The sequence below is a fragment of the Streptomyces sp. NBC_01408 genome (assembly GCF_026340255.1).
Classification (GTDB): Bacteria; Actinomycetota; Actinomycetes; order Streptomycetales; family Streptomycetaceae; genus Streptomyces.
Map to the genome: position 1 here is coordinate 658,620 of NZ_JAPEPJ010000001.1, position 24,524 is coordinate 683,143.

Sequence of the window (24,524 nt, forward strand, 5' to 3'; positions counted from 1 at the left end):
TTTATAAACAGACACAGGCCGGGACGAATACGCATATGCCAGCCGATGAAGCCGGGGAACTGAGTCCGGCGGCCCGACGCCTCTACGCGTACGCCGTCGAACGGCACGTCTTCGACACCACCGAGGCCACGGAGGCCCTGGGCGTGCGCGCGGCCGCCGCGGTCACCGAGCTGGCCGCCGCCCACCTGCTCCAGCGGGCCCCGGGCGGCGGGCCGGAGCAGTGGAGTGCCGTGGCCCCCCGGGCGGCGGCCGCCCGGGCGCTGGCCCCGCTGGCGGTGCTCGTACGGGAGACCCACGAGGAGATGGACCGGCTGCGGGGGCGGCTGGAGGCGCTGGTGCCCGCGTACGAGGCGGGGACCGCGCACCGGGACCTGAGCGGGTCGGGCCGCCTGGAGCTGGTCACCGACCTGGGGGCGGTACGGGCGCTGATCGCGGAGCTGGTCGCGTCGTGCGGGGAGGAGCTGCTGACCTCGCAACCGGGCGGGGGCAGGCCGCTGGAGACGCTGGAGGAGTCGATCGGGCGGGACGAGACGCTGCTGGTGCGCGGGGTCCGGATGCGGACCATCTACCAGCACACGGCGCGGTACTCGCGGCCCACCGCGGCCTACGTGGAGCGGGTGACGGCGCTGGGCGCGCAGGTGCGGACGCTGGGCGACGGGCTGATGCGGATGCTGATCTTCGACCAGCACACGGGGCTGATGGGGGTGCCGGACCGCAGCGGGGCGGCGCTGGTGGTGCGGGAGCCGAGCGTCGTGCACTTCATGACGGAGACCTTCGAGCGGTCGTGGCTGGGGGCGGAACCCTTCCCGACGACGGTGAGCCCGGAGGCGGCCCGGTCGATCTCCGACGAGCTGCGGCAGACGATCGTGCGGCTGCTGTCGGAGGGGCTGGAGGACAAGGTGATCGCGCGCCGGCTGGGCATGTCGGAGCGGACCTGCCAGCGGCACATCGCGGAGATCATGCGGGCCGTCGGGGCGAAGTCCCGCTTCCAGGCCGGGTACTTGCTGGGGCCGTCCGCCCCGCCGTCCGACCCGTCCGAGCCGGACAAACCCAGCCCCGCCGGCGTTTGAGGCGCGGGGTCCGGGGCGGAGCCCCGGTCCGGGCGCAGCCCGGCTCATGCCTGCGCCGGCGCTGGGCGGGCGCACGAACTAGCCGGGCTGCGCCCGGTCCTGGGGCGCCGCCCCAGACCCCGCGCCTCAAACGCCGGCGAGGCTGGAGTCGATCAGGCGACCTCGGCGGGACAGCAGGAAGCGCTTGAACTCCGCCACCGGCGGGGTGTCGGGGTGGCCGTCGAGCCAGGCCACGCCGATCTCGCGGACCGCGCGCGGGGCGGTGACCGTCAGCTCGACCACGCCCGGGCGGGCCACGGCCGGGGGCGGCAGCAGGGCCACGCCGAGGCCGGCGGCGACCAGGCCGCGCAGGGTTTCGGCCTCCTCGCCCTCGAAGGCGACGCGGGGCGTGAAACCGGCCTCCGCACACAGGTCGTCGGTGATGCGGCGCAGGCCGTAGCCCGACTCCAGGGTGACGAAGGTTTCCTCGGCGGCCTCGGCGAGCCGGATGCGCTTGCGGCCGGCGAGGCGGTGGTCGTCGGGGACGACCAGGCGCAGCCGCTGTTCGTCGAGGCGGCGGGCCACCAGGTCGGGGGCGACCGGGAGCGGCGAGGTGAGGCAGAGGTCGAGCTCCCCGGCGCGCAGCCGCTCCAGCATGGCTTCGCCGTAGTTCTGGACGAGGGAGAAGCGCACGCGGGGGTGGTCGGCGCGGAAGGCGCGGATCAGGCCGGGTACGGTCTCGGAGCCCAGGGTGTGGAGGAAGCCGAAGGCCACCTTGCCGGAGGCGGGGTCGGCGTCCTGCTGGACGGACTCGGCGGCGCGGGCGATCCCGTCCAGGGCCAGTTCGGCCGAGGCGAGGAAGGTACGGCCCGCGGTGGTGAGGGCGACGGTGCGGCCCTTGCGGGCGAACAGCGTGACGCCGAGGTCGTGTTCGAGGCGGACCATGGCCCGGGAGAGGGTGGACTGCGGAACGCCCAGTTCCTGCGCGGCGCGGGTGACGTGCTCGTGCCGAGCGACCGCGGCGAAGTACGCGAGGCGCGGGGCCAGCAGAGATGTCACAGCCATGTCTTCTTCGTAACGGTTCATTGACATACGCCGCCCTGAGCTGTGGTGATGCACGAGTGGATCGATTATCGCGATTCCATGCATTGGACGCATCAAAAGTGCGGGCCTACCGTCGACGTATGCCTCCCGCTCATACCGGGGCACCCGTCATCACGGGTGCCTCCACCTCGTCGTTTCCGGCCGCGCCCGACCGGGGCCCGTCACCCCAGGACCCCGCCGACCCCGCGCCCCAGGGCCGGGAGCCCGGCCGCCCCGGCTACCGCCGGATGAGCCTCGCGCTCTTCGCCGCCGGACTCGCGACCTTCGCCCTCCTCTACTCCACCCAGGCACTGCTGCCCGCGATCTCCGACGGCTTCGGGGTGACGGCGGGTCAGGCCAGCTGGACGGTGTCCGCGGCCACCGGCGCCCTCGCCCTGTTCGTCCTGCCGCTCAGCGCGCTGTCCGAGCGCTTCGGCCGGACCCGGATGATGACCTGGTCGATGGTGGTGGCCGTCGGCGTCGGTCTGCTGGTGCCGTTCGCGCCGAACCTGGAGTGGCTGGTCGCGCTGCGTGCCGTCCAGGGCGCGGCGATCGCCGGGATCCCGGCCTCCGCGATGGCGTACCTGGCGGAGGAGGTCAAGCCGAAGGCGCTGGTCGGCGCGATCGGCCTGTTCGTCGCGGGCAATTCCATCGGCGGCATGAGCGGCCGCCTCGTCACCGGCTGGGCGGCGCAGCTGGGCGGCTGGCGGATGGGCCTGCTGTCCGTCGGGCTGCTGGCGCTGGCCTGCGCGGCGGCCTTCCTGATGCTGCTGCCCCGGGCGCGGTTCTTCCGCCCCGCCTCGCTGAGCCCGCGCTCGGTGGGCCGTACCGTCGCGGTGCACCTGCGCGATCCGCTGCTGCTGCGCCTGTACGGGATCGGCGCGCTGTTCATGACCGTATTCGGCGCCGTGTACACCGTCATCGGCTACCGGCTGGTGGACGAGCCCTTCTCCCTCGGGCAGGGCGTGATCGGGTCGATCTTCCTGATCTACCTGGTCGGTACGGTCTCCTCGGCCGCCGCCGGCCGCCTGGTGGCCCGCGCGGGGCGGCGCGGGGCGCTCTACCTGGCCGTGACCACCACCGCCCTCGGCCTGCTGCTGTCGCTGTCCGACTCGCTGGCCGCGATCGTCCTCGGCCTGGTCCTGATCACGGCCGGCTTCTTCGCGGGCCACGCGGTGGCCTCCGCCGCGGTGAGCCGCACGGCGAAGACGGGCCGGGCGCAGGCCTCCGCGCTCTACCAGTCGGCGTACTACCTCGGCTCCAGCGCCGGCGGCACCCTGGGCGCGCTCGCGTACCACTCGGCCGGGTGGGCGGCCACGGTCGGCATCGCCCTGCTCGCCGTGCTCGGCGTCGTGTCGATCACGCTGTACGGGTCCCGCGTGGCCCGCGCGCAGCGGAGCCCCATCGCCCGGACCGTCGCCGCGCGCTGACGAAAACTACGCCTGCCGCGCAGGTAACACCCGCTCGGTTTGCGGGCATTGAACCCCCATCACGCAGACGCAGACGCGGACGCGGTGCGAGCAGGGGGAGGACCGGATGGATGCGGCACGGATACGCGGCGGGCGGCGGGCGGCGGTGGTGTTCGGCGGGGCGGTGGCGCTCGCCCTGCCGATGGTGGTGGCCGGGGGCGGCACGGCCCGGGCCGCCTCCTGCAACCTCACCACCGGCCCGTACCAGCGGCAGGTGGAGCAGTTCCTGGGACGGCCCGCGGACGGGAAGCAGTCGGCGGCCGACTGCACCGCGATCAGGTCCTTCCAGGCGAGCCACGGGATCACCCCGACCCTGGGCTACGCCGGGCCGCTGACCTGGCAGACCATGAGCACGATGCTGGCCCAGCGTGCGGCCGGCACCACCCCCAACCGGGACGGCAACTGCCCCACGAACCGGGGGCGGATCGCCTGCGTCGACCTGACGCGCCAGCTGACCTGGATCCAGGACGGGGCCGCCCTCAAATACGGGCCGGTCCCGGTGCGCACCGGCAAGGACGGCACCGAGACCCGGACCGGCCTGAAGAAGATCTACTACCGCAGCATCAACCACTGGTCGACGATCTACGACGTCGCGATGCCGTACTCCCAGTTCTTCGACGGCGGCATCGCCTTCCACTCCACCACCAAGAGCATGTGGAACCCGCCCGGGTCCGGCGGCTGCGTGAACATGCGCCCGGCCGACGCCAAGGCCTACTGGAACATGCTCGGCAACGGCGAGGACGTCTACGTGTACGGCCGCAAGCCGGGCACGTAGGAAGGGGCGCCGTCACTCTTCCGGCTGCCGTTGTCGTACCCCTCCGGTAGTTTCCGGGGTATCGGACCTATCTGGGGGAACGGCAGCCATGAGTGACCTCGCGACGACACCGCTGGACCTGGACGCGGCGATGGACCGCTACCGCGTCGAGCTCACCGGCTACTGCTACCGGATGCTCGGCTCCTCCTTCGACGCCGAGGACGCGGTGCAGGACACCTACATCCGGGCCTGGCGCGCCCACGAGAAGTTCGAGGGCCGCTCCTCGCTGCGCTCGTGGCTGTACCGGATCGCCACCAACGTCTGCCTGGACCTGCTGAGCGCCGGTAACAAGCGGGCCCGGCCGATGGACCTGACCGCCCCGCAGCACCAGGCCTCCGCGGTACTGAGCGAGCGGCCGGAGGTGACCTGGCTGGAGCCGGTGCCGGACGGCAGGGTGCTCCCGCAGACCGCCGACCCGGCGGAGATGGCCCTCGCGAAGGAATCCGTACGGCTGGCGTTCGTGGCGGCCCTCCAGCACCTGCCGGCGAAGCAGCGGGCCGTGCTCATCCTGCGCGAGGTGCTGGCCTGGAAGGCCGACGAGGTCGCGCAGCTCCTGGAGACCACGGTGGCCTCGGTGAACAGCGCGCTCCAGCGGGCGCGGGCCACCCTGGCCGGCAGCCGGATCCGCGAGAGCGAGGCCGCCGATCCGCTGGACGCGGACCAGGCGAAGCTCCTGGAGCAGTACCTCTCCGCCTTCGAGGCGTACGACATCTCCCGGCTGACCACGCTGCTGCACGAGGACGCGGTGCTGTCGATGCCGCCGTTCGACCTGTGGCTCCAGGGCCAGGCGGACATCGCGGCCTGGCACCTGAACCAGGGCATCGGCTGCAAGGGCTCCCGCCTGGTCCCCACCACGGCGAACGGCCTGCCGGCCTTCGGCCAGTACCGGCCGGCGCAGTCGGGCAAGGGCCACACGCCGTGGGCCCTCCAGGTCCTGGAGATCTCAGACGGCAAGATCGTCGGGCTCAATGCCTTCCTGGACACCGACCGCTGGTTCCCCCTCTTCGGCCTCCCCGAGCAGCTCGACGAGACCTACGAGGTCCAGCAGGGCGCGTAGGGGCGGGGACGCCCCGGTGACGGTGAGCCCGCCCCGCCCGCGGGCGGTCAGCCGCAGCCGCGCGAGGACCTCCACGGCGGCGAGGTCCGGCGCGGTGACAGCCCCGGCGTCGCACACCACCGCCGTCGCCCCGGCCTCGTAGAGCCGCGCCATCCGCGCGCACAGCGGGGCGGTGTCCCGGGCGGTCAGGGCGGGTCCGGGCAGCACGAGTCGTTCGATCTCCACGTGGGGGTGACTCCCCCACCCCCCGGAACTCATCGGCGGGCGGCATCCGCCTACGGGCGGGGATAGCCGAAGGTGTCAAGGGTCAGGTCGAACGGCTCGGGGAGGTGGACGGCCTCTCCGAACTTGCCCGCGTGCAGCAGGCGGTACTTGCCGTCGCTGGGCTCGCCGTACAGGTGGATGGTGGGGCTGCCCGTCGCGTGCGGGTCGATGAGCAGGTAGAGCGGGATGCCTGCCGCGGCATATCCCTTGAGCTTGGAGACGCGGTCGTTGACGGCGTTCGACCTCGATGTGATCTCGACGACGAGCTCGGCGGCTGCTGCGGGAGCAAAGTTCTCCCCCGTGGGGATCGCCTCGCTCGGTACGACCACCAGGTCCGGGATGTAAAGGCCGCTGCGGCTCGGGACGGCCACGTTGAGGGTCTGGTGGATGCCCCAGTCGTCGGGGACCACCGTGTACAGGCGGCGCTGCACCGACTCCGCGATCAAGTTGTGGTTGTTGACGGGCGGTGGTGCCACGGTGACGATCCCCTCGATGATCTCCACCTTGCAGCCCTCCGGCCAGTCCATCTCCTCCCAGAGGCGGACGACCGAATCCCAGTCGTCACCGCTCGGGGGCTGGTGCTCGACTGCGAGTGCGCTCATGGTGTGCTCCTATCAGTTCGTCACCGATCCCAGCATGCAGAACGGGACCGGTGGTCGTCCACCGATCCCGTTCAGCCGCACGAGTGAGTCCAGGTCAGGCGATGCGGTCCAGCACGATCGGCGAAGCCGTGAAGGCCGTGCCGGCCGGGGCGACGTCGTACGAGCCCTCCAGGGAGGCGAGGGCGTACTCGAACTTCTCCGGGGTGTCCGTGTGCAGGGTCATCAGCGGCTGGCCCGCGGTCACCGTGTCGCCCGGCTTCGCGTGCAGCTCGATGCCCGCGCCCGCCTGGACCGGGTCCTCCTTGCGGGCGCGGCCCGCGCCGAGGCGCCAGGCGCCGACGCCGACCGCGTACGCGTCGAGGCGGGTCAGGACCCCCGAGGCGGAGGCGGTGACCACGTGCTGCTCGCGCGCGACCGGGAGCGCCGCGTCCGGGTCGCCGCCCTGGGCCGCGATCATCCGGCGCCAGACGTCCATGGCCGAACCGTCCGCCAGGGCCTTCGCCGGGTCCGCGTCCTTGATGCCCGCCGCGTCCAGCATCTCCCGGGCCAGGGCCAGGGTCAGTTCGACGACGTCCGAGGGGCCGCCGCCGGCCAGGACCTCGACGGACTCGCGGATCTCCAGCGCGTTGCCCGCGGTGAGGCCGAGCGGGGTGGACATGTCGGTGAGCAGCGCGACGGTCTTGACGCCCGAGTCGGTGCCGAGGCCCACCATGGTCCGCGCCAGCTCGCGCGCGTCCTCGATGTTCTTCATGAAGGCGCCGGTGCCGACCTTGACGTCCAGCACCAGGGAGCCCGTGCCCTCGGCGATCTTCTTCGACATGATCGAGGAGGCGATCAGCGGGATGGCCTCGACCGTGCCCGTCACGTCGCGCAGCGCGTACAGCTTCTTGTCCGCCGGGGCCAGGCCGTCGCCCGCGGCGCAGATGACCGCGCCGGTGGTGTCCAGGACGTGCAGCATCTCCTCGTTGGAGAGCAGGGCGCGCCAGCCGGGGATGGACTCCAGCTTGTCGAGGGTGCCGCCGGTGTGGCCCAGTCCGCGGCCCGACAGCTGCGGTACGGCCGCGCCGCACGCGGCGACGAGCGGGGCCAGCGGGAGGGTGATCTTGTCGCCGACGCCGCCGGTGGAGTGCTTGTCGGCGGTCGGGCGGGAGAGGGAGTCGAAGTTCATGCGCTCGCCGGACGCGATCATCGCGGCGGTCCACCGGGCGATCTCGGCCCGGTTCATGCCGTTCAGCAGGATGGCCATCGCCAGCGCCGACATCTGCTCGTCGGCGACGACACCGCGCGTGTAAGCGTCGATGACCCAGTCGATCTGCTCGGGGCTCAGCTCGCCGCGGTCCCGCTTGGTCCGGATGACGGAGATGACGTCCATGAGGTGCTTCCTTCTACGCGCATAGAGAGAGGGGTTGGGGAGAAGACGACGGCCCTCCGCCCGGCAGGGGGCGAAGGGCCGTCGGCACGGCTATCTCAGGTGGTCGGGCCCGAAGGCCTGCGGCAGCATGGCCGCCAGCGGAAGGATCCCGTCCGGGGTCTCCACCAGCAGTTCCGGCCCGCCGAACTCGAACAGCAGCTGGCGGCAGCGCCCGCAGGGGACGAGGATCTCGCCCTTGCCGTCCACGCACGTGAAGTGCGTGAGCCGGCCGCCGCCCGTGGCCTGGAGCGAGGAGACCATCCCGCACTCCGCGCACAGGCCCAGCCCGTAGCTTGCGTTCTCGACGTTGCAGCCGGTCACGACGCGCCCGTCGTCCACGAGGGCGGCGACCCCGACCGGGAAGCCCGAGTACGGCGCGTACGCGTGGGACATGGCGTCCCGGGCCGCCGTACGCAGGGCTTCCCAGTCCACGGCCGGAACCGGTACCGGGCTCGTCACTTGCCCTGGCCCTTGCGGTACGGCATGCCGTCCGCCTTGGGCATCCGCAGGCGCTGCGCCGACAGGGCGAGCACGAGCAGGGTGGTGACGTACGGGGCCGCGTCCACGAACTGGCTCGGCACCTGGTCGGTGAACACGTACCAGAGGAACAGCAGGGCGGCGCAGGCCGCCGAGATGCCCGCCTGGAGGTACTTCTTCTTGTACAGCTGCCAGACGCAGACGAGCACCAGCAGGATCGCGATCAGCAGCAGCATGGCGTGGACGTTGGTGGCGCCACCGCGCAGCTTGAGGCTGTCGATGAAGCCGAACAGGCCCGCGCCGAGCGCCATGCCGCCCGGCATCCAGTTACCGAAGATCATCGCGGCGAGGCCGATGTAGCCGCGGCCGCCGGTCTGGCCCTCCTGGTAGATCGGGCTGGCGACCTCGGACAGGTACACGCCGCCGAGGCCCGCCAGGGCGCCCGAGACGACCACGGCGATGTACTTGTACTTGTAGACGTTGACGCCGAGGGACTCGGCGGCGATCGGGTTCTCACCGCAGGAGCGCAGGCGCAGACCGAAGGTGGTGCGCCACAGCACCCACCAGGTGCCCGGGATCAGCAGCAGGGCGACGACGGTCAGCAGCGACAGCTCGGTGACCAGGCCGCCGATGACGCCGGCCAGGTCCGAGACGAAGAACCAGTGCTTGCCCTGAAGGTCGGACATCCAGTCGGACAACCCTGGCACGGTGATCTTGTAGATCGGTTCGACCTGCGGCGACTGCTTGGAGGAGCCGCCCGGGGCCTCGGCGAACGTGAAGTTCGACAGGTACTGGGTGAAGCCCAGCGCCAGGATGTTGATGGCCACACCGGAGACGATGTGGTTGACGTTGAAGGTCACGGTGATGATCGCGTGCAGCAGGCCGCCGACGGCGCCGCCCGCGATGCCGACGAGCACGCCGGTCCACGGACCCCACTGGTAGCCGGCCCAGGCACCGAACCAGGTGCCGAGGATCATCATGCCTTCGAGGCCGATGTTGACGACGCCCGCGCGCTCGGCCCACAGGCCGCCGAGACCGGCGAGGCCGATCGGCACGGCGAGCGAGAGGGCGCCGGAGACCTGGCCGACCGAGGTCAGGTCGTTGGCGCCGCTGATCAGGCGGACCAGCGAGACCAGCGCGAGACCGCCCGCGATGATCAGCAGGATCCAGGGCAGGGTGAGCTTCTTGCGGCCGCCGGACTTCTTCGGGGCGGCGGCCGTCGCGGAGACAGTGCTGGTGCTCACGCCGCGACCTCCTTGTCGGTCTTGATGGCGTGCCCGGCGGCGAGCTCCTCGCCGACCTTCTGCTGCTGGCGCCGGATGCCGTAACGGCGGACGAGTTCGTACGAGACGACGACCGCGATCACGATCAGGCCCTTCATGATCGTGCCGATCTCCTTCGCGTACCCCTCCTGGTCGAGCGAGGCCGAGGCCTTGTCGATGAAGGCCATCAGGAGCGCGGCGAAGAAGATGCCGATCGGGCTGTTGCGGCCGAGGAGCGCGATGGTGATGCCGGTGAAGCCGACACCGACCGGGAAGGCCAGGTTGTAGGTGTGCGTCTCGCCCAGCAGCTGCGGCATGCCGGCGAGACCGGCGACCGCGCCGGAGATGAGCATCGCGGTGATGATCATCTTCTTGGAGTCGACGCCCGAGGCCTGGGCGGCGGACTCACTGGCGCCGGTGGCGCGCAGGTCGAAGCCGAACCGGGTGCGGTTGAGCGTGAACCAGTAGACGATGCCGAGGGCGAAGGCCACGAAGGTGAAGCCGTAGATCTCCAGCCCGTCACCGATGGCCACGGACGGGAACCAGCCCGACTCGGCGATGTCGCCGGTCGTCAGGTCGTTGGAGCCCTCGATCTGGACGCCGAGGTTCTTCGTCAGGATCAGCCAGGCGATCAGGCTGGTCGCGATGGCGTTCAGCATGATCGTGGAGACGACCTCGCTCACCCCGCGCTTGGCCTTGAGGACACCGGCGATGCCGGACCAGAAGGCGCCGACGAACATCGCCACGAGGATGATCAGCAGCAGGTGCAGCGGGCCCGGCAGGGTCACGGCCGCACCGACCACGGCGGAGATCATCGCCGCGAGGCGGTACTGGCCGTCGACGCCGATGTTGAAGAGGTTCATCCGGAAGCCGATGGCCACGGCCAGGGCCGCCAGGTAGTACGTGCCGGCCTGGTTCACGATGAGGACCTGGACGTCCTCGTAGCCGGCGTTCTCCACCATCAGGCGCAGCGGCTCGATCGGGTCGATGCCCGTCGCGGCCAGTACGACCACCGTCAGCAGGAAGGCGCTGACCAGCGCGAGCACGGGCCCGGCCAGGCCGAGGAGCAGCCGGTCCTTGTCGATTTTCTTCATCGGGCCTCGTCCTCCGTGGAGCCGGTACCCGCGTCGGTACCGTCGGCGGAGTGGTTGTCGGTTGCTTCCAGGTGCCCGGAGGCGGCGCCCGTCATGGCGGTGCCGAGTTCCTCGGGGGTGACGGTCGCGGGGTCGGCGTCCGCGACCAGGCGGCCGCGGTAGATGACGCGCAGGGTGTCGGACAGGCCGATGAGCTCGTCCAGGTCGGCGGAGATCAGGAGCACGGCCAGGCCCTCGTGGCGGGCCTCGCGGATCGCGTCCCAGATCTGCGCCTGCGCGCCGACGTCCACGCCACGGGTGGGGTGGGCGGCGATCAGGAACTTCGGGTTGTGGCTCATCTCGCGGCCGACGATCAGCTTCTGCTGGTTGCCGCCGGAGAGCGAGGCGGCGGTGACCTCGATGCCGGGGGTGCGGACGTCGTACTCGCGCACGATCCGCTCGGTGTCCTTGCGGGCGGCCTTCGGGTCGAGGATGCCGCGCTTGGAGTTGGGGGACTCGGTGACGTGGCCGAGGATGCGGTTCTCCCACAGCGGGGACTCCAGCAGCAGGCCGTGGCGGTGGCGGTCCTCGGGGATGTACCCGATGCCCCCCTCGCGGCGCTTGCGCACCGGGGCCTTGGTGATGTCCAGGCCGTCCAGCGAGATCACGCCCGCGTCGGCGGAGCTCATGCCCATCAGGGCTTCGATCAGCTCGGTCTGGCCGTTGCCCTCGACACCGGCGATGCCGAGGACCTCGCCCTTGTGGATGGTGAAGGTGACGTCGTCCAGCAGGAGGCGGCCGACCGCGACGTGCTCGTGGATGGAGGAGTCTTCCGGGGCCGCGGGCAGCAGGCTCTCCGGCTCGGTGGTGACGACGCCCTCGGCGACGACGGTCAGACCCTCCACCTTCAGCATCGGCACGTTGGTGACGGTCGACTCGCGGGTCTCCGGCGAGGGCAGCTCCGCGCCGACCATCAGCTCCGCGAGCTGCTTGGTGGTGGCGGTCTTCGGGTCGGCGGTGCCGACCGTGGTGCCGCGCCGGATGACGGTGATGTCGTCGGCGACCTTCAGTACCTCGCCCAGCTTGTGCGAGATGAAGATGACGGTCAGGCCCTCGGACTTGAGCTCGCGCAGGTTGTCGAAGAGGGCGTCCACCTCCTGCGGCACGAGCACGGCGGTCGGCTCGTCGAGGATGAGGATCTTCGCACCGCGGTAAAGGACCTTGAGGATCTCCACGCGCTGGCGGTCGGCGACACCGAGGTCCTCGACGAGCGCGTCGGGGCGAACCCCGAGGCCGTAGGCGTCGGAGATCTCCTTGATCTTCCTACGGGCCTTGGCGCCGATGCCGTGGAGCTTCTCGCCGCCGAGAACCACGTTCTCCAGGACGGTGAGGTTGTCGGCCAGCATGAAGTGCTGGTGCACCATGCCGATGCCGCGGGCGATGGCGTCGCCGGGGCTGGTGAAGGAAACCTGCTCCCCGTCGATGGCGATGGTGCCCTCGTCCGGCTTCTGCATGCCGTAGAGGATCTTCATCAGGGTCGACTTGCCGGCGCCGTTCTCGCCGATCAGAGCATGGACCGTGCCCTTGCGGACGGTGATCGCGATGTCTTTGTTGGCGACGACGCCGGGGAAGCGCTTGGTGATGCCGTGCAGTTCTACGGCGGGGGGCGGGCTGGACGCGTTGATGACGCACTCTCCTTGGCGCGGAAGGAGTTGGAGGCAGGGCGGGGACAGGGATCGGCCGGGCGGGTGGGCGGGAGGAGGACGGTATCGCGTCCACCCTGCCTCTACGCGCGTAGCACTGTCGAAAGTGAAAACTTGCGGCCAACTGGCCACAAGCAAGCACCATAGGACACGGCTCGGGGCCCGGGAGCGGCAGAGACCGCTTCCCGGACCCCGGAGACCATGACTACATCAGACGGAACCTTACGGCGCGGTCTTGACGGTGATCTTCTTCGCGATGATGTCGGCCTTGGCCTTCTCCACCGCGGCGATGACGTCGGTCATCTCCTTGTACTTCGGGTTGGAGTCGGCCAGGCCGACGCCGTCCTTGTCCAGGCCGTAGCGGATCTCACCGGTGGTCGGCTTGCCGTCCTTGACCGACTTGATCAGGTCGAAGACGGAGTCGGAGACGTCCTTGGTGACCGAGGTCAGGATGGCGTCCTTGTACTTCGTCAGACCGGCCTGGTTGTACTGGTCGGAGTCGACGCCGATGGCCCACTTGCCCTTGGCGGAGGCGGCCTCGATGGCGCCCGAGCCGGCCAGACCGGCGGCCGCGTAGATCACGTCGGCGCCCGCGTCGAGCTGACCCTGCGCGGCGGCCTTGCCGAGGTCGGGCTTGGCGAAGCCGTCGAAGTTCGGCGGCTGCGTCAGGTACTGGGAGAGCACCTTGGCGTTCGGGTTGGTGTCCTTGACGCCCTGGGTGAAGCCCGCCTCGAACTTCTTGATCAGCGGAACCTCGACACCGCCGATGAAGCCGACCGTGCCGGTCTTGGACACCTTGGCGGCGGCGACGCCGGCCAGGTAGGAGCCCTGCTCCTCGTTGAAGACCATGTTGGCGACGTTCGGGCCGGTCACCGAGGTGTCGTCGATGATGCCGAACGTGGTGTCCGGGAACTTCGACGCGACCTTCTTGATGGCCGGGGCATAGGCGAAACCGACGCCGATGACCGGGTTGTTGCCCTTACGGGCCAGCTCGGTGAGGCGCTGGACCTTGTCGGCCTCGCCCTCACCGTCGGTGGGCTCCGCCTCGGCGCCCTTGACCTTCAGTTCGGTCTCGGCCTTCTGCAGGCCGGCGTAGGCGGCGTCGTTGAACGACTGGTCGCCGCGGCCGCCGACGTCGTACGCGATGGCGGCGGTGGGTTCCGTGGAAGATGCGGTGTCCGACGACTTCTTACCGCCACAGGCGGTGGCCGAGAGGGCCAGCGCCGCGGACGCGATGCCCACGGTGGCGATCCTGGTGATCCGGCGCAAGGGGAGGCTCCTTCAAAACCTGACCGAAGCGCCACGACCGGCGCTGGTTTCGCGGCGATCGTAACGCGCGTAGATGTCAGTTAAAGGCCCGTTCATCAGTCGTTATCGGATCGTCGCGAACCGGACAGTGACCGATTCGTAACTCCCCAGGCACCCAGCCCTTGTGTACCAAGGGCTGGACACCACCGGCGCGGGACTGCCGATTCCTGTACCGGAGCTTTACCCGACGGGCCTGGCACGGCGGCCGTCCAGCAGGACGGCGGCCGTGAAGAACTCCACGCCGACGGCGATCGCGTCCTCGTCCACGTCGAAGTCGCCCCGGTGCAGGTCGCGCTTGGCCGTGTCACCGGGGGTACGCACCCCGAGGCGGGCCATCGCGCCCGGGACGTGCTCCAGGTACCAGGAGAAGTCCTCCCCGCCCAGGCTCTGCTCGGTGTCCTCGACCGATTCGGCTCCGCACCGGGCGGCCATCGCCTCGCGGAGCAGTTCGGTGACCACCGGGTCGTTGACCACCGGCGGCACCCCGCGCACGTGGTTGATCTCGAACTTGGCCCCGTGCATCGTCGACACCTCGTCGATGGCCGCGTGGATCATGTCCGGAGCCTCGTGCCAGGCGTTCAGGTCCAGGCACCGGATGGTGCCCGACAGCTCGGCGTGCATCGGGATCACGTTGCAGGCGTGCCCGGCCTCGATCCGCCCCCAGGTGACCGACATCCCCGAGCGGGCGTCCATCCGGCGGGCCAGTACGGCCGGTACGTCCAGGGCCACGCGCGCGGCGGCCGTCACCAGGTCGGTGGTCAGGTGCGGCCGGGCCGTGTGTCCGCCGGGGCCCGACAGGCTGACTTCCAGCCGGTCGCAGGCCGAGGTGATGGGGCCGGCCCGCAGTCCGATCCGGCCGGCGTCGACCCGGGGGTCGCAGTGGACGGCGATGATCTTCCCCACGCCGTCCAGGACCCCCGCCTCGATGGCCTCGGTGGCTCCGCCCGGGAGCACCTCCTCGGCGGGCTGGAACAGCAGCCGCACCGGCCGGGGCAGCAGGCCCTGCCGGTCGAGCTCGGCCAGCACCAGGCCGGCCCCGAGGACGGTCGCGGTGTGCACGTCGTGGCCGCAGGCGTGCGCGCGGTCCGGGACGGTCGAGCGGTACGCGACGTGCGTCTTGGCGTCCGGGATGGGCAGGGCGTCGATGTCCGCGCGCAGGGCCAGCATCGGCCGTACCCCGTCCCACGCCCCCACGTCACAGATCAGGCCGGTGCCGGACTTCAGCACCCGTGGGCGCAGGCCGGCTTTCTCCAGCCGGGCCTTGATCGCCGCCGTGGTGCGGAACTCCTGGTGTCCGAGCTCGGGATGCATGTGCAAGTCCCGTCGGAAGGCGATCAGTTCGGCACGCAGGTGGTCCGGAAGCTTGCCGGGCAGCTCGGGCCGGTCGGTCTTACCGGGCAGGGCGGTCTGGGACTCGCGGGACATCAACTGGTTCACCCGTTGAAGGGTAGGCGCACCCACCGGCCAACTGGCTGGAGATCACGAAAAGTTCATGCCGTTAGGGGAAGAAAACCCGGCCTCCGGACGCATGACCGGGCGGGCACGCGGGTAAACTCGCACGCTCATCCGGCCGCCGGAGCCGCCTGGGCAGGCAGTCTGCGCACATCACGGGCGGTGTCGGTGACCCCGGCGAGGAAGCTGCGGGCCCGCGGCGACGCGGACCCGGTGAGCCAGTCCGGGTCGATATCGCATACGGCGACCGTCACACCGGTACCGGTCAGTGCGTACGGCAGCGTGTGGACGACTGTGGACGGAAAGCTGACGATCGTACGACCGACGGGGCCGCGCCGGGCGATCAGCTCCAGCGGCAGGTCGGGACGGACGATCTCCAGGCCGGTCGCCTCGCTCAGGGCCCGCAGCTTCTCCGGGGACTCCCGGCGGTGCGCGAAGTAGCGCGTCGCGCCGTGCTCCCGGGTGAGCGCGCGCACCGCGGCCAGATAGCGCGCCGGGTCCACCACCCCGGTCTCCACCAGCGAGGTGCCGACCAGGTCGGTGCCCTTGGTCAGCCGCGGCGGGCCGAAGCGGTCGCGGGTCCAGGCGAACTCGTTGACCCGCAGCGTCATCGCGCCGTGCACGGTGACGGGCATCGAGGTGAACACCTCGACCCGCCGCCCGCCGCCCCCGGCGGCGGTGAAGCGCCGCCGGGCGGTCGCCGACACCGGGGCGTAGGCCAGCTCGCGCACGCGGGCGGCCGGTCCTCCGCCGCCGACCCGGTGCCAGCGTACGAGGCGCTCGCCGCGGCCGGTCTGGGCGACGAACTCCATGGTGGCGGTGCCGTCGTCGACCACGACGAGCTCCTCGGCCCGTACGAGGGTCAGCAGCAGCTGGACGTAGCGGGAGAAGGGGTCGCCGATGACGACCCGGCGCGCCGCGCGTACGTCACGCGCCAGCGCGGCGAGCGCCCTGAGCGGCGCGAGCCGGCCGCCGCGGGCCTCCTGCCAGCGCACCTCGTGGCCCTCGTCACGGGCCAGTCCCGCCATCCGGCGCAGCTGCCCCCGGGACATCGGGTCGGTCGGGGGCAGGACCACGATCCGAAGGCGGGCCGGTCCGCCGACCGCCGCGGCCGGGCCGACCGCCGGGCCGGCACCCGCGTCCGCGCCCGCCGCCCCCGCCTGGCCGACGCGGCGATCGGGCTGGCTGGGGACGCCGTCGAGCAGTCGTGCCGAGGGGTCGGCCGGGTGCAGATGAGCCCACTCCAGCACGTTCAGGAGTTGGACCGGGCTCTCGACGAACGCCAGGGTGTGGGCTGAAGGGGTCACCGGGAACTCCTCGTCTGGGGGCGGGACTCGTACGCGCCGGACAGCGGGGGGGTGCCTTGCCGGTCGGGCCCGGCCCGACCGGCAGGACACCCCCAGGGGTCAGACGGCCACCGGCTCGCCCTGGAAGCGGCGGAGCTTCTTCATGGGGCCGAGCTCGGAGTCGTACACCCGCTTGACGCCGTCGCCGAGGGCGGTCTCGATGGTGCGGATGTCGCGGACCAGGCGGGTCAGGCCGCCGGGCTCGACGGAGGCAGCCTGGTCGGAGCCCCACATCGCGCGGTCGAGGGTGATGTGGCGCTCGACGAAGGTGGCGCCGAGGGCGACGGCGGCGAGGGTGGTCTGCAGGCCCGTCTCGTGGCCGGAGTAGCCGATCGGGACGTTGGGGTACTCCTCCTGGAGGGTGTTGATCACCCGCAGGTTGAGCTCCTCCGCCTTGGCCGGGTACGTCGAGGTGGCGTGGCAGAGCAGGATGTTCTCGCTGCCGAGCACCTCCACCGCGTGCCGGATCTGGCGCGGGGTGGACATGCCGGTGGAGAGGACGACGGTGCGGCCGGTGGCGCGCAGGGCGCGCAGCAGCTCGTCGTCGGTGAGGGAGGCGGAGGCCACCTTGTGCGCGGGGACGTCGAACTTCTCCAGGAAGGCGACGGCCTCGGTGTCCCACGGGGAGGCGAACCAGTCGATGCCGCGCTTGGCGCAGTGCTCGTCGATGGCCCGGTACTCGTCCTCGCCGAACTCGACCTTGTGGCGGTAGTCGATGTAGGTCATCCGGCCCCAGGGGGTGTCGCGCTCGATGTCCCACTGGTCGCGCGGGGTGCAGATCTCCGGGGTGCGCTTCTGGAACTTCACGGCGTCGCAGCCCGCTTCGGCGGCGGCGTCGATGAGGGCGAAGGCGTTGCCGAGGTCACCGTTGTGGTTGATGCCGATCTCGCCGACGACGTAGACGGGCCGGCCGGGGCCGGCGGTGCGCGGTCCGAAGGTCCGCAGGCGGGCGTGGGCGTGGGCGGTGGCGGTCATGGCAGGTGACGTCCTTCGGTGCGGGATGTGCGGGGGGTGTGGGGTGTGCGGAGTGTGCGGGTCGGGGTGTGCGTCCTCGAACAGCGGGGCGAGGAGGCGGGCTCGGGCCAGGTCGTGCGGGTCGTCGATCTCCAGGACCCGCGCGGGGTCGGTGGTGACGGGGAGCGTGTGGCCGAAGAAGCGGTGGCGTGCGGTTCGGAACCCGGCGGCGTCCATGGCGTAGGCGGCGCCGGTCTCCAGCAGGTCCTGCGGCCGGTCCTGGCGGCGGGGGCGGTACGCGCTCTCGTGGTTGACCCCGGTCCCGGCCCCGGCGGCGTCCTGCCGCCAGAGGAAGCCGTGGAAGGGGGCGACGGTGAGGGCCGCGTCGGCCGCCCCGGACGCCACGGCGGCGGCGACGGACTCGACGTCGGAGGCGGTGAGGAAGGGGCTGGTGCACTGGACCAGGAGGACCACGTCCACGGTGAGCGAGTGCAGTTCCTCGAAGGCGGCCAGCGCGTGCAGTACGGCGGCTTCGCTGCTCGCGGTGTCACCGGAGATCGCGGTGGGCCGGGCGATCACGTCGGCTCCGGCGGCGCTGGCCGCGGCGGCGATGGCCTCGGAGTCCGTGGAGACCACGATGTCCGTGACGGTCGGCGCGGCCAGGCAGGCGCGGACGGCGCGGGCGACCAGCGGGGTGCCGGCGACCTCGGCGAGGTTCTTGCCGGGGACGCCCTTGGAGCCGCCCCGCGCGGGGATCACGGCCAGCACCCGGGGGCCCCGGCCGGAAGCGGTGTGCGGTCCGGCGTCGGCCGCCGCGGGGAGGGCCTGTGCCGGTGCCGGTGCTGGTTCCTGTGCCGGTGCTGGTTCCTGTGCCGGTGCCGGTGCCTGTGCGGCGGACGCCGCCCGGGGGCTCACAGCTCCCCCAGCCGGCGGATCACCGGCGCCACGCGCTGGACGCCGTGCCGGTACGCCCCGCGGGCCGCCTCGCGCAGGTGGGCGCGGAGCCGGCGGCGCAGCCGGGACTGCCCCTCCGGTTCGCGGGCCGCACCGGGCAGCGGGGTGCCGTCGGGGGCGAGGTGGTGGCGGGCCAGGATCCCGGGCAGGTAGCCGGGGGCGGTGGTGAGCGTGTAGTAGGGCGCGGGCGACGGCAGCCGCCGGGCGCCCACCAGCGCGGCGACCCGCGCCCGGGCGGCGGCGTACGCGTCGTACGCGGCGCCCGCGTCGGGCCCCACGGCCGGCGCGTCCGGGCCGGGTACGGCGGGCCCCGGCGCGGCCGGGCCCGGCAGGACGCCCTGGGCCGCCAGCCAGTGCGGGTCGCCCTGGGGCAGCAGTCCGGAGTCGAGCTGGTCCCAGGAGGCGAGGCAGCCGGAGCCGAGGAAGTGGTGGTTGCCGAGGGCCTCGCGGATGCCGAGGTCGGTGAGGACGGCCGTCGGGATGCCCCGGTGCAGGGACTCCAGGGCGGCGGTGGAGGAGACGGTGACCAGCAGGTCGGTACCGTCCAGCACCTCGCCCATGTTCCCGTAGACCAGGCGGCAGTTGGGCGGCATCCCGCCGGGGAGCTTCGCCGCGAGCCGCTGGTAGGGCTGCTCCTCCAGGTGTGTGGTGTGCTCCCCCGGTCTGCTGCGCAGCTTGATCAGCACTTCCCGCTCCGGGTGCAGCCGGGCGTGTCCGGCCGCCCGCTCCAGCAGGTACGTACGGTCCGCGCGGCTTTCGGGCACGGAGGGCTGTACGGCGAAGACCACCGTGTGGGCGCGGCTCCCGGCCGGCTCGTACGGCGCCCCGCCGAGGAAGGGCAGCGCGGTCTCGGTGACGGCGCCCGCGTCGGCGCCCACTCCCTCGTACACGGCGCGGAAGCGCTCCGCGTCGTGGCGGGAGTTGGCGAGGACGAGGTCGGCGCCGTGGCGCAGCAGCAGTCCGTCGGCGAGCTTCTCGTACACGACGCCCACGTAGCCGGTGACGAGTACGGGGCGTTCGGCCGGCGCGGGCCACAGGGCGCGGGCCCCGTGCAGGACGGCCTGGACGGCGCCGCCGACGAGGGCGAGGACGATCACGTCGTAGCGCTCGCGCTCGATCTCGGCGAGGAACTGCGCGCAGGTCACCTCGGTCAGCCGGTCGGCGCGGACCCCCACTTCGCCGAGCTGGCGGGCGGTGGGAGTGGCGCGGCCGCGCAGCAGGAATCCGGTGAGCTGGTGGTCGGGCACGAGACGGCCTGCGGTGAGTGCACCCCATTTCCATCGCGTATCGGAATCGGCGAGTACGGCTACGCGCTTGCGTTCTGGCACGCGGCAGAAACTATTGGGCAAATTCGGTGATCGGCCCAACGAACGCACAACAGCGGGTTAACAACGCGTCTACGAAATGCGAAAGCGCACGGGTTAACGCGCCCGCCCCGCGCCGTTCACATGGAATACGCATCCGGGTCATGATGAATGCCGGACGACGTCATAACGTCTCGCGGGTGCCCAAGCTCTCTGTTGTCGTGCCGTTCTACAACGTGCAGACATACGCACCGGATGCCCTGAAAAGTCTCGAACTCAACGCGCGGGACGATTTCGAGTTCCTGCTCGTCGACGACTGCTCGACGGACGGGACCCCGCAGCTGCTGGAGCGCGCGGCGCGCGAGCTGCCGGGGGCGGTGCACCTCAGACATGACCGGAACGGCGGCCTGGCCACCGCACGGAACACCGGACTGGACGCGGCCCGCGGCGAGTACCTCGCCTTCCTGGACGGGGACGACTGGCTGGCGCCGGGGCATCTCGCCCGGACCCTCGCCGCCATAGAGGCGCTGAACTGCGATTTCGTCCGCACCGACCATGTCCAGTGCACCGGCCGGGCGCGGAGCGTGCAGCGCGTCCCGTACGGCCCGCAGGGGGTCGTCGCCGACCCGCGGACGGGCATCCTGCCCGCCGACCGGGCCACCTCGGTGGACTATCCGTACGCCTGGGCCGGGATGTACCACCGGCGGCTGCTGGACCGCGGGGTGCTGCGGTTCACCGACGGGCTGCGGACGGCGGAGGACCGGCCGTGGATCTGGCGGCTGCACCGGGAGGCGGAGTCCTTCGCCCCGGTCGGTCTGCCCGGAATCTTCTACCGGCGCGGCGTTTCCACCTCGTTGACGCAGATCGGGGACGAGCGGCAGCTCGATTTCATTCGCGCATTTGATCAAATCCTGTCGGACACGGCGGCGGACCGGGAATCCGATCTACTGCTCCCGAAAGCCGTCCGAACATATTGTGCAATTATCGCGCATCATGTCGGGTCCATCGAAAGGTTCGAACCGGCCGTGGCCAAGAAACTCCGCTCGATGAGCGCGGCCGCGCTCGGACGCATGCCGCAGGACGTATTGGACCGGGCCCTGGACTCGATGGACATCGAGCGCTCCACCCTGCTGCGCCGCCTGCGCGGCAGCCGCCGCACCCTGTCGGGAGCGACCGCCTGATGCCCGTCCAGATCTTCCTGGCCTCCACCCTCTACGGGGCCGCCACCCTCGCGGCGGGCATCGACGCGGGCAGCTTCCCGCGGGCCGGCCGCCGGATCCTGCTGACCAGCAACCACGCCGTCGCCGCCGAGATCGCCCCGGGGCTCGCGGACATGCCGGGCTTCGCGGCCCTGCGCACCCGCTTCGACGAGGTCCTCGACTGGAACCGCGTCATCGAGCCGCTGCACCCGAGCACCTGGGCCCCGCGCGCCGAGGACGTCCCGCTGTGGGAACGGCAGCTGCGCACCCTGTGGGGGCTCGGCGAGGACCGCGTCGAGCTGATCGTGGAGTCCCTCCAGGTCCCGCCCGCCCAGACCCTGTGCCGGCTCTTCCCCGGCGCGGCCGTCGACGTCTACGCCGACGGGCTGATGAGCTACGGGCCCACCCGCTTCCGCCTCGACCCGCACCTGGGGATGCGGGTGCGCCGGGTACTGCACCTGGACCTGGTGCCGGGACTGGAACCGCTGCTGCTGACGGAGTTCGGGGTGCGGGCGGAACTGGTGCCCACGGAGTCGTTCGTGAAGGTCCTCGCCGAACTGTCCGAACGGTCCGACCCCGGCGCGCCCTCCGCTTCCCGCGCGCCCGCCGGACCTGCCGGACCCGCCGACGGTGACGGTGGCGGTGACGGAGACGGCGCCGCCCCGGCCCTCCTCCTCGGCCAGTACCTCTCCGCGCTGGACCTGATGACCCCCGCGCAGGAGGAGGAACTCCACGTGGAGATGGTCCGCGGCGCCCACGCCCTGGGCCACCGGGAGCTGGTCTTCAAACCGCACCCCAGCGCCCCGGCCGCGTACTCCTGCCGCGCGGAGGCGGAGGCCGAGCGCCTCGGCGTCCGGCTGACCGTCGTGGACACCCCGGTCCTGGCCGAGACCCTCTACCAGCGGCTGCGCCCGGCGCTGGTCGTCGGCTGCTTCTCCACGGGCCTGCTGACCGCCGCCACCCTGTACGGGCTCCCGGTGGCCCGCACCGGCACCGACGCCGTACTGGCCCGCCTGACCCCGTACCCGAACAGCAACCGCGTCCCGCTGGCCGTGGTGGACGCCCTGCTGCCGGACCTCGCGGACGCCGAGGCGGTCCGCGCCTGGAGCCTCCCGGACCGCTCGCAGGTGCGGGCGGAGCTGACCGGCCTGCTGACCGCCGTCGGCTTCACGATGCAGCCCCAGATCCTGTCCGCGCGCCGGGGCGCCGCCGAGGCCTACCTGGCCGCGCACCTGACCGACCGCACCTGGCGGTACTTCACCCGCCGTCGGCTGACCGGCCTGGGCCTGCCGGGCGGCATCCCCGCCCAGCTGTCCTTCCTGCCCAGGAGCCGGGCCGTGCGCCGCGCGGTCCGGCGGCTGCGCCGGGCCCTCAGCTGACGGCGAGCTTGGCCGCGAAGCCGAGGAACAGCACACCCGCCGCCGAGGTGGCCCCGGCCGACAGGCGCCTGCGGCGGCGGAACGCGGCGGACAGCCGGGTACCGCCGAAGATCAGCACGGTCAGGTAGAGGAAGCTGCCGATCTGGAGCAGGCCGCCCAGCACCAGGAAGGACAGCGCGGGGTAGGCGTAGCCCGGGTCCACGAACTGCACGAAGAAGGACATCAGGAAGAGGATGGCCTTCGGGTTGAACAGGCTGATCAGCAGCGCCCGCCGGTACGGCCGCTCGTTCTCGCCCGCACCCGCGTCGGCCTCGACCGCGGCGGCCACCTCGGCCCGCGCCCGGTTCGAGCGCCACAGCGACCAGGCTCCGCGCAGCATCCCGATGGCCAGCCAGGTCAGGTAGCCCGCGCCGAGCAGCTTGACGATGCCGAACAGCAGCGGGCTGGTCTGGAGCAGCGAGGCCGCGCCGGCCGCGGCGAGCGCCATCAGCACGGCGTCGCCCGTCCACACCCCGGCGGCGGCCTTGTAGCCGGTCCGGACCCCGCGGCGGGCCGCCACGGACAGCACGTACAGCGAGTTCGGCCCCGGCAGCAGAATGATCAGCACCAGGCCGGCGAGATAGGTCGGAAGATCGGTCACACCCAGCATGCCCAGGAGTGTCCCAGGGGTAGCACCTGTCACGCCAGTGGTTTCACCATGTGGAACCGGTGGGCTCGTACGTCCCCCACACCTCCCTCAGCACCCCGCACACCTCCCCCACCGTGGCCCGGGCCCGCAGCGCCTCCTTCATCGGGTAGAGCACGTTCCCCGTCCCGGCGGCCGCCTCCCGCAGCGCGGCCATCGCCGGGTCCAACGCCGCCGCGTCGCGCTCCGCCCGCAGCCGTGCGAGCGCCGCGCACTGGCGCGCCTCGATCGCCGGGTCCACGCGCAGCGGCTCGTACGGCTCCTCGCGCTCCAGCGCGAAGCGGTTGACGCCGACCACCACCCGCTCCCCGTTGTCGGTCTCCTGCGCGATGCGGTAGGCGTTGCGCTCGATCTCCGCCTTCTGGAAACCGGCCTCGATCGCGGCCACCGCCCCGCCCTGGTCCTCGACGCGCCGCATCAGGTCGAGGGCGGCCGCCTCCAGCTCGTCCGTCATCCGCTCCACCGCGTACGACCCGGCGAAGGGGTCCACCGTGTGCGGTACGTCCGTCTCGTGGGCGAGGACCTGCTGGGTGCGCAGCGCGAGGCGGGCCGCCTTCTCCGTGGGCAGCGCGATCGCCTCGTCGAAGGAGTTGGTGTGCAGGGACTGGGTCCCGCCCAGCACCGCGGCCAAGGCCTGCACGGCCACCCGTACGAGATTCAGCTCCGGCTGCTGCGCGGTCAGCTGGACCCCGGCCGTCTGGGTGTGGAAACGCAGCATCAACGACTTCGGGTCGCGCGCCCCGAACTCCTCGCGCATGACGCGGGCCCAGATCCGCCGGGCCGCGCGGAACTTCGCGACCTCCTCCAGCAGGGTGGTTCGGGCGACGAAGAAGAAGGACAGCCGTGGTGCGAACTCGTCGACCGCCATCCCGGCCGCCAGCGCCGTACGGACGTAGGCGACGGCGTCGGCGAGGGTGAAGGCGACCTCCTGCGCGGGTGAGGCCCCCGCTTCGGCCATGTGGTAGCCGGAGATGGAGATGGTGTTCCACTTCGGGATCTCGGCCCGGCAGTACCGGAAGGTGTCGGCCGTCAGCCGGAGCGAGGGCCCGGGCGGGAAGATGTACGTCCCGCGGGCGATGTACTCCTTCAGCACGTCGTTCTGGATCGTGCCCGTCAGCCGCGCGCCCGGAATGCCCTGTTCCTCCGCTACCAGTTGATAGAGCAGCAGGAGCAGCGCGGCGGGCGCGTTGATGGTCATCGAGGTGGAGACCCGGTCGAGCGGGATCCCCTCGAACAGCGTCCGCATGTCGTCGACCGAGTCGACCGCGACCCCGACCTTGCCCACTTCGCCGTGTGCGAGCGGGGCGTCGGAGTCGTGGCCCATCTGCGTCGGCAGGTCGAAGGCGACGGACAGTCCGGTGCCGCCGCCCGCGATGAGCTGCCGGTACCGGGCGTTGGACTCGGCGGCCGTACCGAAGCCGGCGTACTGCCGCATGGTCCAGGGCCGTCCGGTGTACATGGTGGGATAAATCCCCCGGGTGTACGGGAAGTCGCCGGGCTCCCCGAGGGCGACGCCGGGGTCCCACCCCGTCAGGTCGCCGGGCCCGTAGACGGGTTCGATCGGGATTCCGCTCTCGGTGCGTGCCATCGACCAATCCTCCAGAGGGGCGACCGGGCCCGGGGTGTGACGCGGCCGTCTGCGCGAAAGACGGCGGACGGCTCCTGGTCACAATGGCGCA

21 protein-coding genes and 1 pseudogene are annotated in these 24,524 nt (G+C 71.8%); 6 read left to right on the forward strand and 16 right to left on the reverse strand.

What is annotated here, in order from left to right; translation table 11 throughout:
• Nucleotides 1-35: 35 nt before the first annotated feature.
• Complete coding sequence (locus tag OG447_RS03015) at nt 36-1,070, forward strand: helix-turn-helix transcriptional regulator (RefSeq protein WP_266934648.1); 1,035 nt, start codon at nt 36-38, stop codon at nt 1,068-1,070.
• Nucleotides 1,071-1,196: 126 nt separating this feature from the next.
• On the opposite strand, the gene OG447_RS03020 is transcribed toward OG447_RS03015, so the two are convergent.
• The gene (locus OG447_RS03020; RefSeq protein ID WP_266934650.1) at nt 1,197-2,135 is read right to left on the reverse strand and encodes a LysR family transcriptional regulator; all 939 of its coding nucleotides are present in this window, start codon (nt 2,133-2,135) and stop codon (nt 1,197-1,199) included.
• A 98-nt stretch (nt 2,136-2,233) separates the two neighbouring features.
• On the opposite strand from OG447_RS03020, the gene OG447_RS03025 reads away from it, so the two are divergent.
• The 3 genes from OG447_RS03025 to OG447_RS03035 all read left to right on the forward strand — a co-directional run bounded on the left by OG447_RS03025 (nt 2,234) and on the right by OG447_RS03035 (nt 5,472).
• Nucleotides 2,234-3,562, forward strand: a complete 1,329-nt coding sequence (locus OG447_RS03025; protein ID WP_266934652.1) for an MFS transporter — start codon at nt 2,234-2,236, stop codon at nt 3,560-3,562.
• Between the two features lie 181 nt (nt 3,563-3,743).
• Nucleotides 3,744-4,376: a L,D-transpeptidase family protein gene (locus tag OG447_RS03030; protein WP_266938728.1), complete on the forward strand. Its 633-nt coding sequence runs from the start codon at nt 3,744-3,746 to the stop codon at nt 4,374-4,376.
• 88 nt (nt 4,377-4,464) lie between these two features.
• Nucleotides 4,465-5,472: a sigma-70 family RNA polymerase sigma factor gene (locus OG447_RS03035; RefSeq protein ID WP_266934654.1), complete on the forward strand. Its 1,008-nt coding sequence runs from the start codon at nt 4,465-4,467 to the stop codon at nt 5,470-5,472.
• Here OG447_RS03035 and OG447_RS03040 read toward each other — a convergent pair.
• The 13 genes and pseudogenes from OG447_RS03040 to OG447_RS03100 all read right to left on the reverse strand — a co-directional run bounded on the left by OG447_RS03040 (nt 5,359) and on the right by OG447_RS03100 (nt 19,606).
• Nucleotides 5,359-5,697, reverse strand: coding sequence for an STAS domain-containing protein (locus OG447_RS03040; protein ID WP_266934656.1), 339 nt, complete (start codon nt 5,695-5,697; stop codon nt 5,359-5,361). The two genes, OG447_RS03035 and OG447_RS03040, sit on opposite strands and share 114 nt — an antisense overlap.
• 50 nt (nt 5,698-5,747) lie before the next feature.
• Nucleotides 5,748-6,338 carry a Uma2 family endonuclease gene (locus tag OG447_RS03045; RefSeq protein WP_266934658.1) on the reverse strand — a complete coding sequence of 197 codons (591 nt, stop codon included), beginning with the start codon at nt 6,336-6,338 and terminating at the stop codon, nt 5,748-5,750.
• Nucleotides 6,339-6,432: 94 nt separating this feature from the next.
• A complete protein-coding gene (locus OG447_RS03050; RefSeq protein WP_266934660.1) occupies nt 6,433-7,710 on the reverse strand; it encodes a thymidine phosphorylase in 1,278 nt (425 codons plus the stop codon).
• Between the two features lie 90 nt (nt 7,711-7,800).
• Nucleotides 7,801-8,208, reverse strand: a complete 408-nt coding sequence (locus OG447_RS03055) for a cytidine deaminase (protein WP_266934662.1) — start codon at nt 8,206-8,208, stop codon at nt 7,801-7,803.
• Nucleotides 8,205-9,470, reverse strand: a complete 1,266-nt coding sequence (locus OG447_RS03060; RefSeq protein ID WP_266934664.1) for an ABC transporter permease — start codon at nt 9,468-9,470, stop codon at nt 8,205-8,207. Before OG447_RS03060 ends, OG447_RS03055 begins: the two co-directional genes overlap by 4 nt.
• Nucleotides 9,467-10,582, reverse strand: a complete 1,116-nt coding sequence (locus OG447_RS03065; RefSeq protein WP_266934666.1) for an ABC transporter permease — start codon at nt 10,580-10,582, stop codon at nt 9,467-9,469. The genes OG447_RS03060 and OG447_RS03065 overlap by 4 nt, the downstream gene beginning before the upstream one ends.
• Nucleotides 10,579-12,246 carry an ABC transporter ATP-binding protein gene (locus tag OG447_RS03070; RefSeq protein ID WP_266938729.1) on the reverse strand — a complete coding sequence of 556 codons (1,668 nt, stop codon included), beginning with the start codon at nt 12,244-12,246 and terminating at the stop codon, nt 10,579-10,581. Before OG447_RS03070 ends, OG447_RS03065 begins: the two co-directional genes overlap by 4 nt.
• Nucleotides 12,247-12,486: 240 nt before the next feature.
• Nucleotides 12,487-13,533 (reverse strand): BMP family protein, encoded by a 1,047-nt coding sequence (locus tag OG447_RS03075; RefSeq protein WP_266934668.1) that lies wholly within the window; start codon nt 13,531-13,533, stop codon nt 12,487-12,489.
• Nucleotides 13,534-13,752: 219 nt separating this feature from the next.
• Nucleotides 13,753-14,997, reverse strand: a complete 1,245-nt coding sequence (locus OG447_RS03080) for an amidohydrolase (RefSeq protein ID WP_266938730.1) — start codon at nt 14,995-14,997, stop codon at nt 13,753-13,755.
• A 137-nt stretch (nt 14,998-15,134) separates the two neighbouring features.
• The gene (locus OG447_RS03085; RefSeq protein ID WP_266934670.1) at nt 15,135-16,331 is read right to left on the reverse strand and encodes a hypothetical protein; all 1,197 of its coding nucleotides are present in this window, start codon (nt 16,329-16,331) and stop codon (nt 15,135-15,137) included.
• 99 nt (nt 16,332-16,430) lie between these two features.
• Entirely contained in the window at nt 16,431-17,345 is a 915-nt protein-coding gene (locus OG447_RS03090; RefSeq protein ID WP_266938731.1) for an N-acetylneuraminate synthase family protein, read from the reverse strand.
• Between the two features lie 384 nt (nt 17,346-17,729).
• Nucleotides 17,730-18,239 (reverse strand): annotated as a pseudogene (locus OG447_RS03095) (NTP transferase domain-containing protein); the annotation flags it as partial.
• Nucleotides 18,236-19,606 carry a DUF6716 putative glycosyltransferase gene (locus tag OG447_RS03100; protein ID WP_266934672.1) on the reverse strand — a complete coding sequence of 457 codons (1,371 nt, stop codon included), beginning with the start codon at nt 19,604-19,606 and terminating at the stop codon, nt 18,236-18,238. The pseudogene OG447_RS03095 and the gene OG447_RS03100, both read right to left, overlap by 4 nt.
• Nucleotides 19,607-19,782: 176 nt before the next feature.
• Here OG447_RS03100 and OG447_RS03105 point away from each other — a divergent pair, with 176 nt between their 5' ends.
• Together OG447_RS03105 and OG447_RS03110 are read left to right on the forward strand one after the other, a co-directional pair.
• Complete coding sequence (locus OG447_RS03105) at nt 19,783-20,763, forward strand: glycosyltransferase family 2 protein (RefSeq protein ID WP_266934674.1); 981 nt, start codon at nt 19,783-19,785, stop codon at nt 20,761-20,763.
• The gene (locus OG447_RS03110) at nt 20,763-22,160 is read left to right on the forward strand and encodes a polysialyltransferase family glycosyltransferase (RefSeq protein WP_266934676.1); all 1,398 of its coding nucleotides are present in this window, start codon (nt 20,763-20,765) and stop codon (nt 22,158-22,160) included. The genes OG447_RS03105 and OG447_RS03110 overlap by 1 nt, the downstream gene beginning before the upstream one ends.
• Here OG447_RS03110 and leuE read toward each other — a convergent pair.
• Nucleotides 22,153-22,809, reverse strand: coding sequence for a leucine efflux protein LeuE (gene leuE / locus OG447_RS03115; protein ID WP_266934678.1), 657 nt, complete (start codon nt 22,807-22,809; stop codon nt 22,153-22,155). The genes OG447_RS03110 and leuE overlap by 8 nt on opposite strands.
• A 43-nt stretch (nt 22,810-22,852) precedes the next feature.
• Nucleotides 22,853-24,433 carry a methylmalonyl-CoA mutase gene (locus OG447_RS03120; RefSeq protein ID WP_266934680.1) on the reverse strand — a complete coding sequence of 527 codons (1,581 nt, stop codon included), beginning with the start codon at nt 24,431-24,433 and terminating at the stop codon, nt 22,853-22,855.
• Nucleotides 24,434-24,524: the final 91 nt, after the last annotated feature.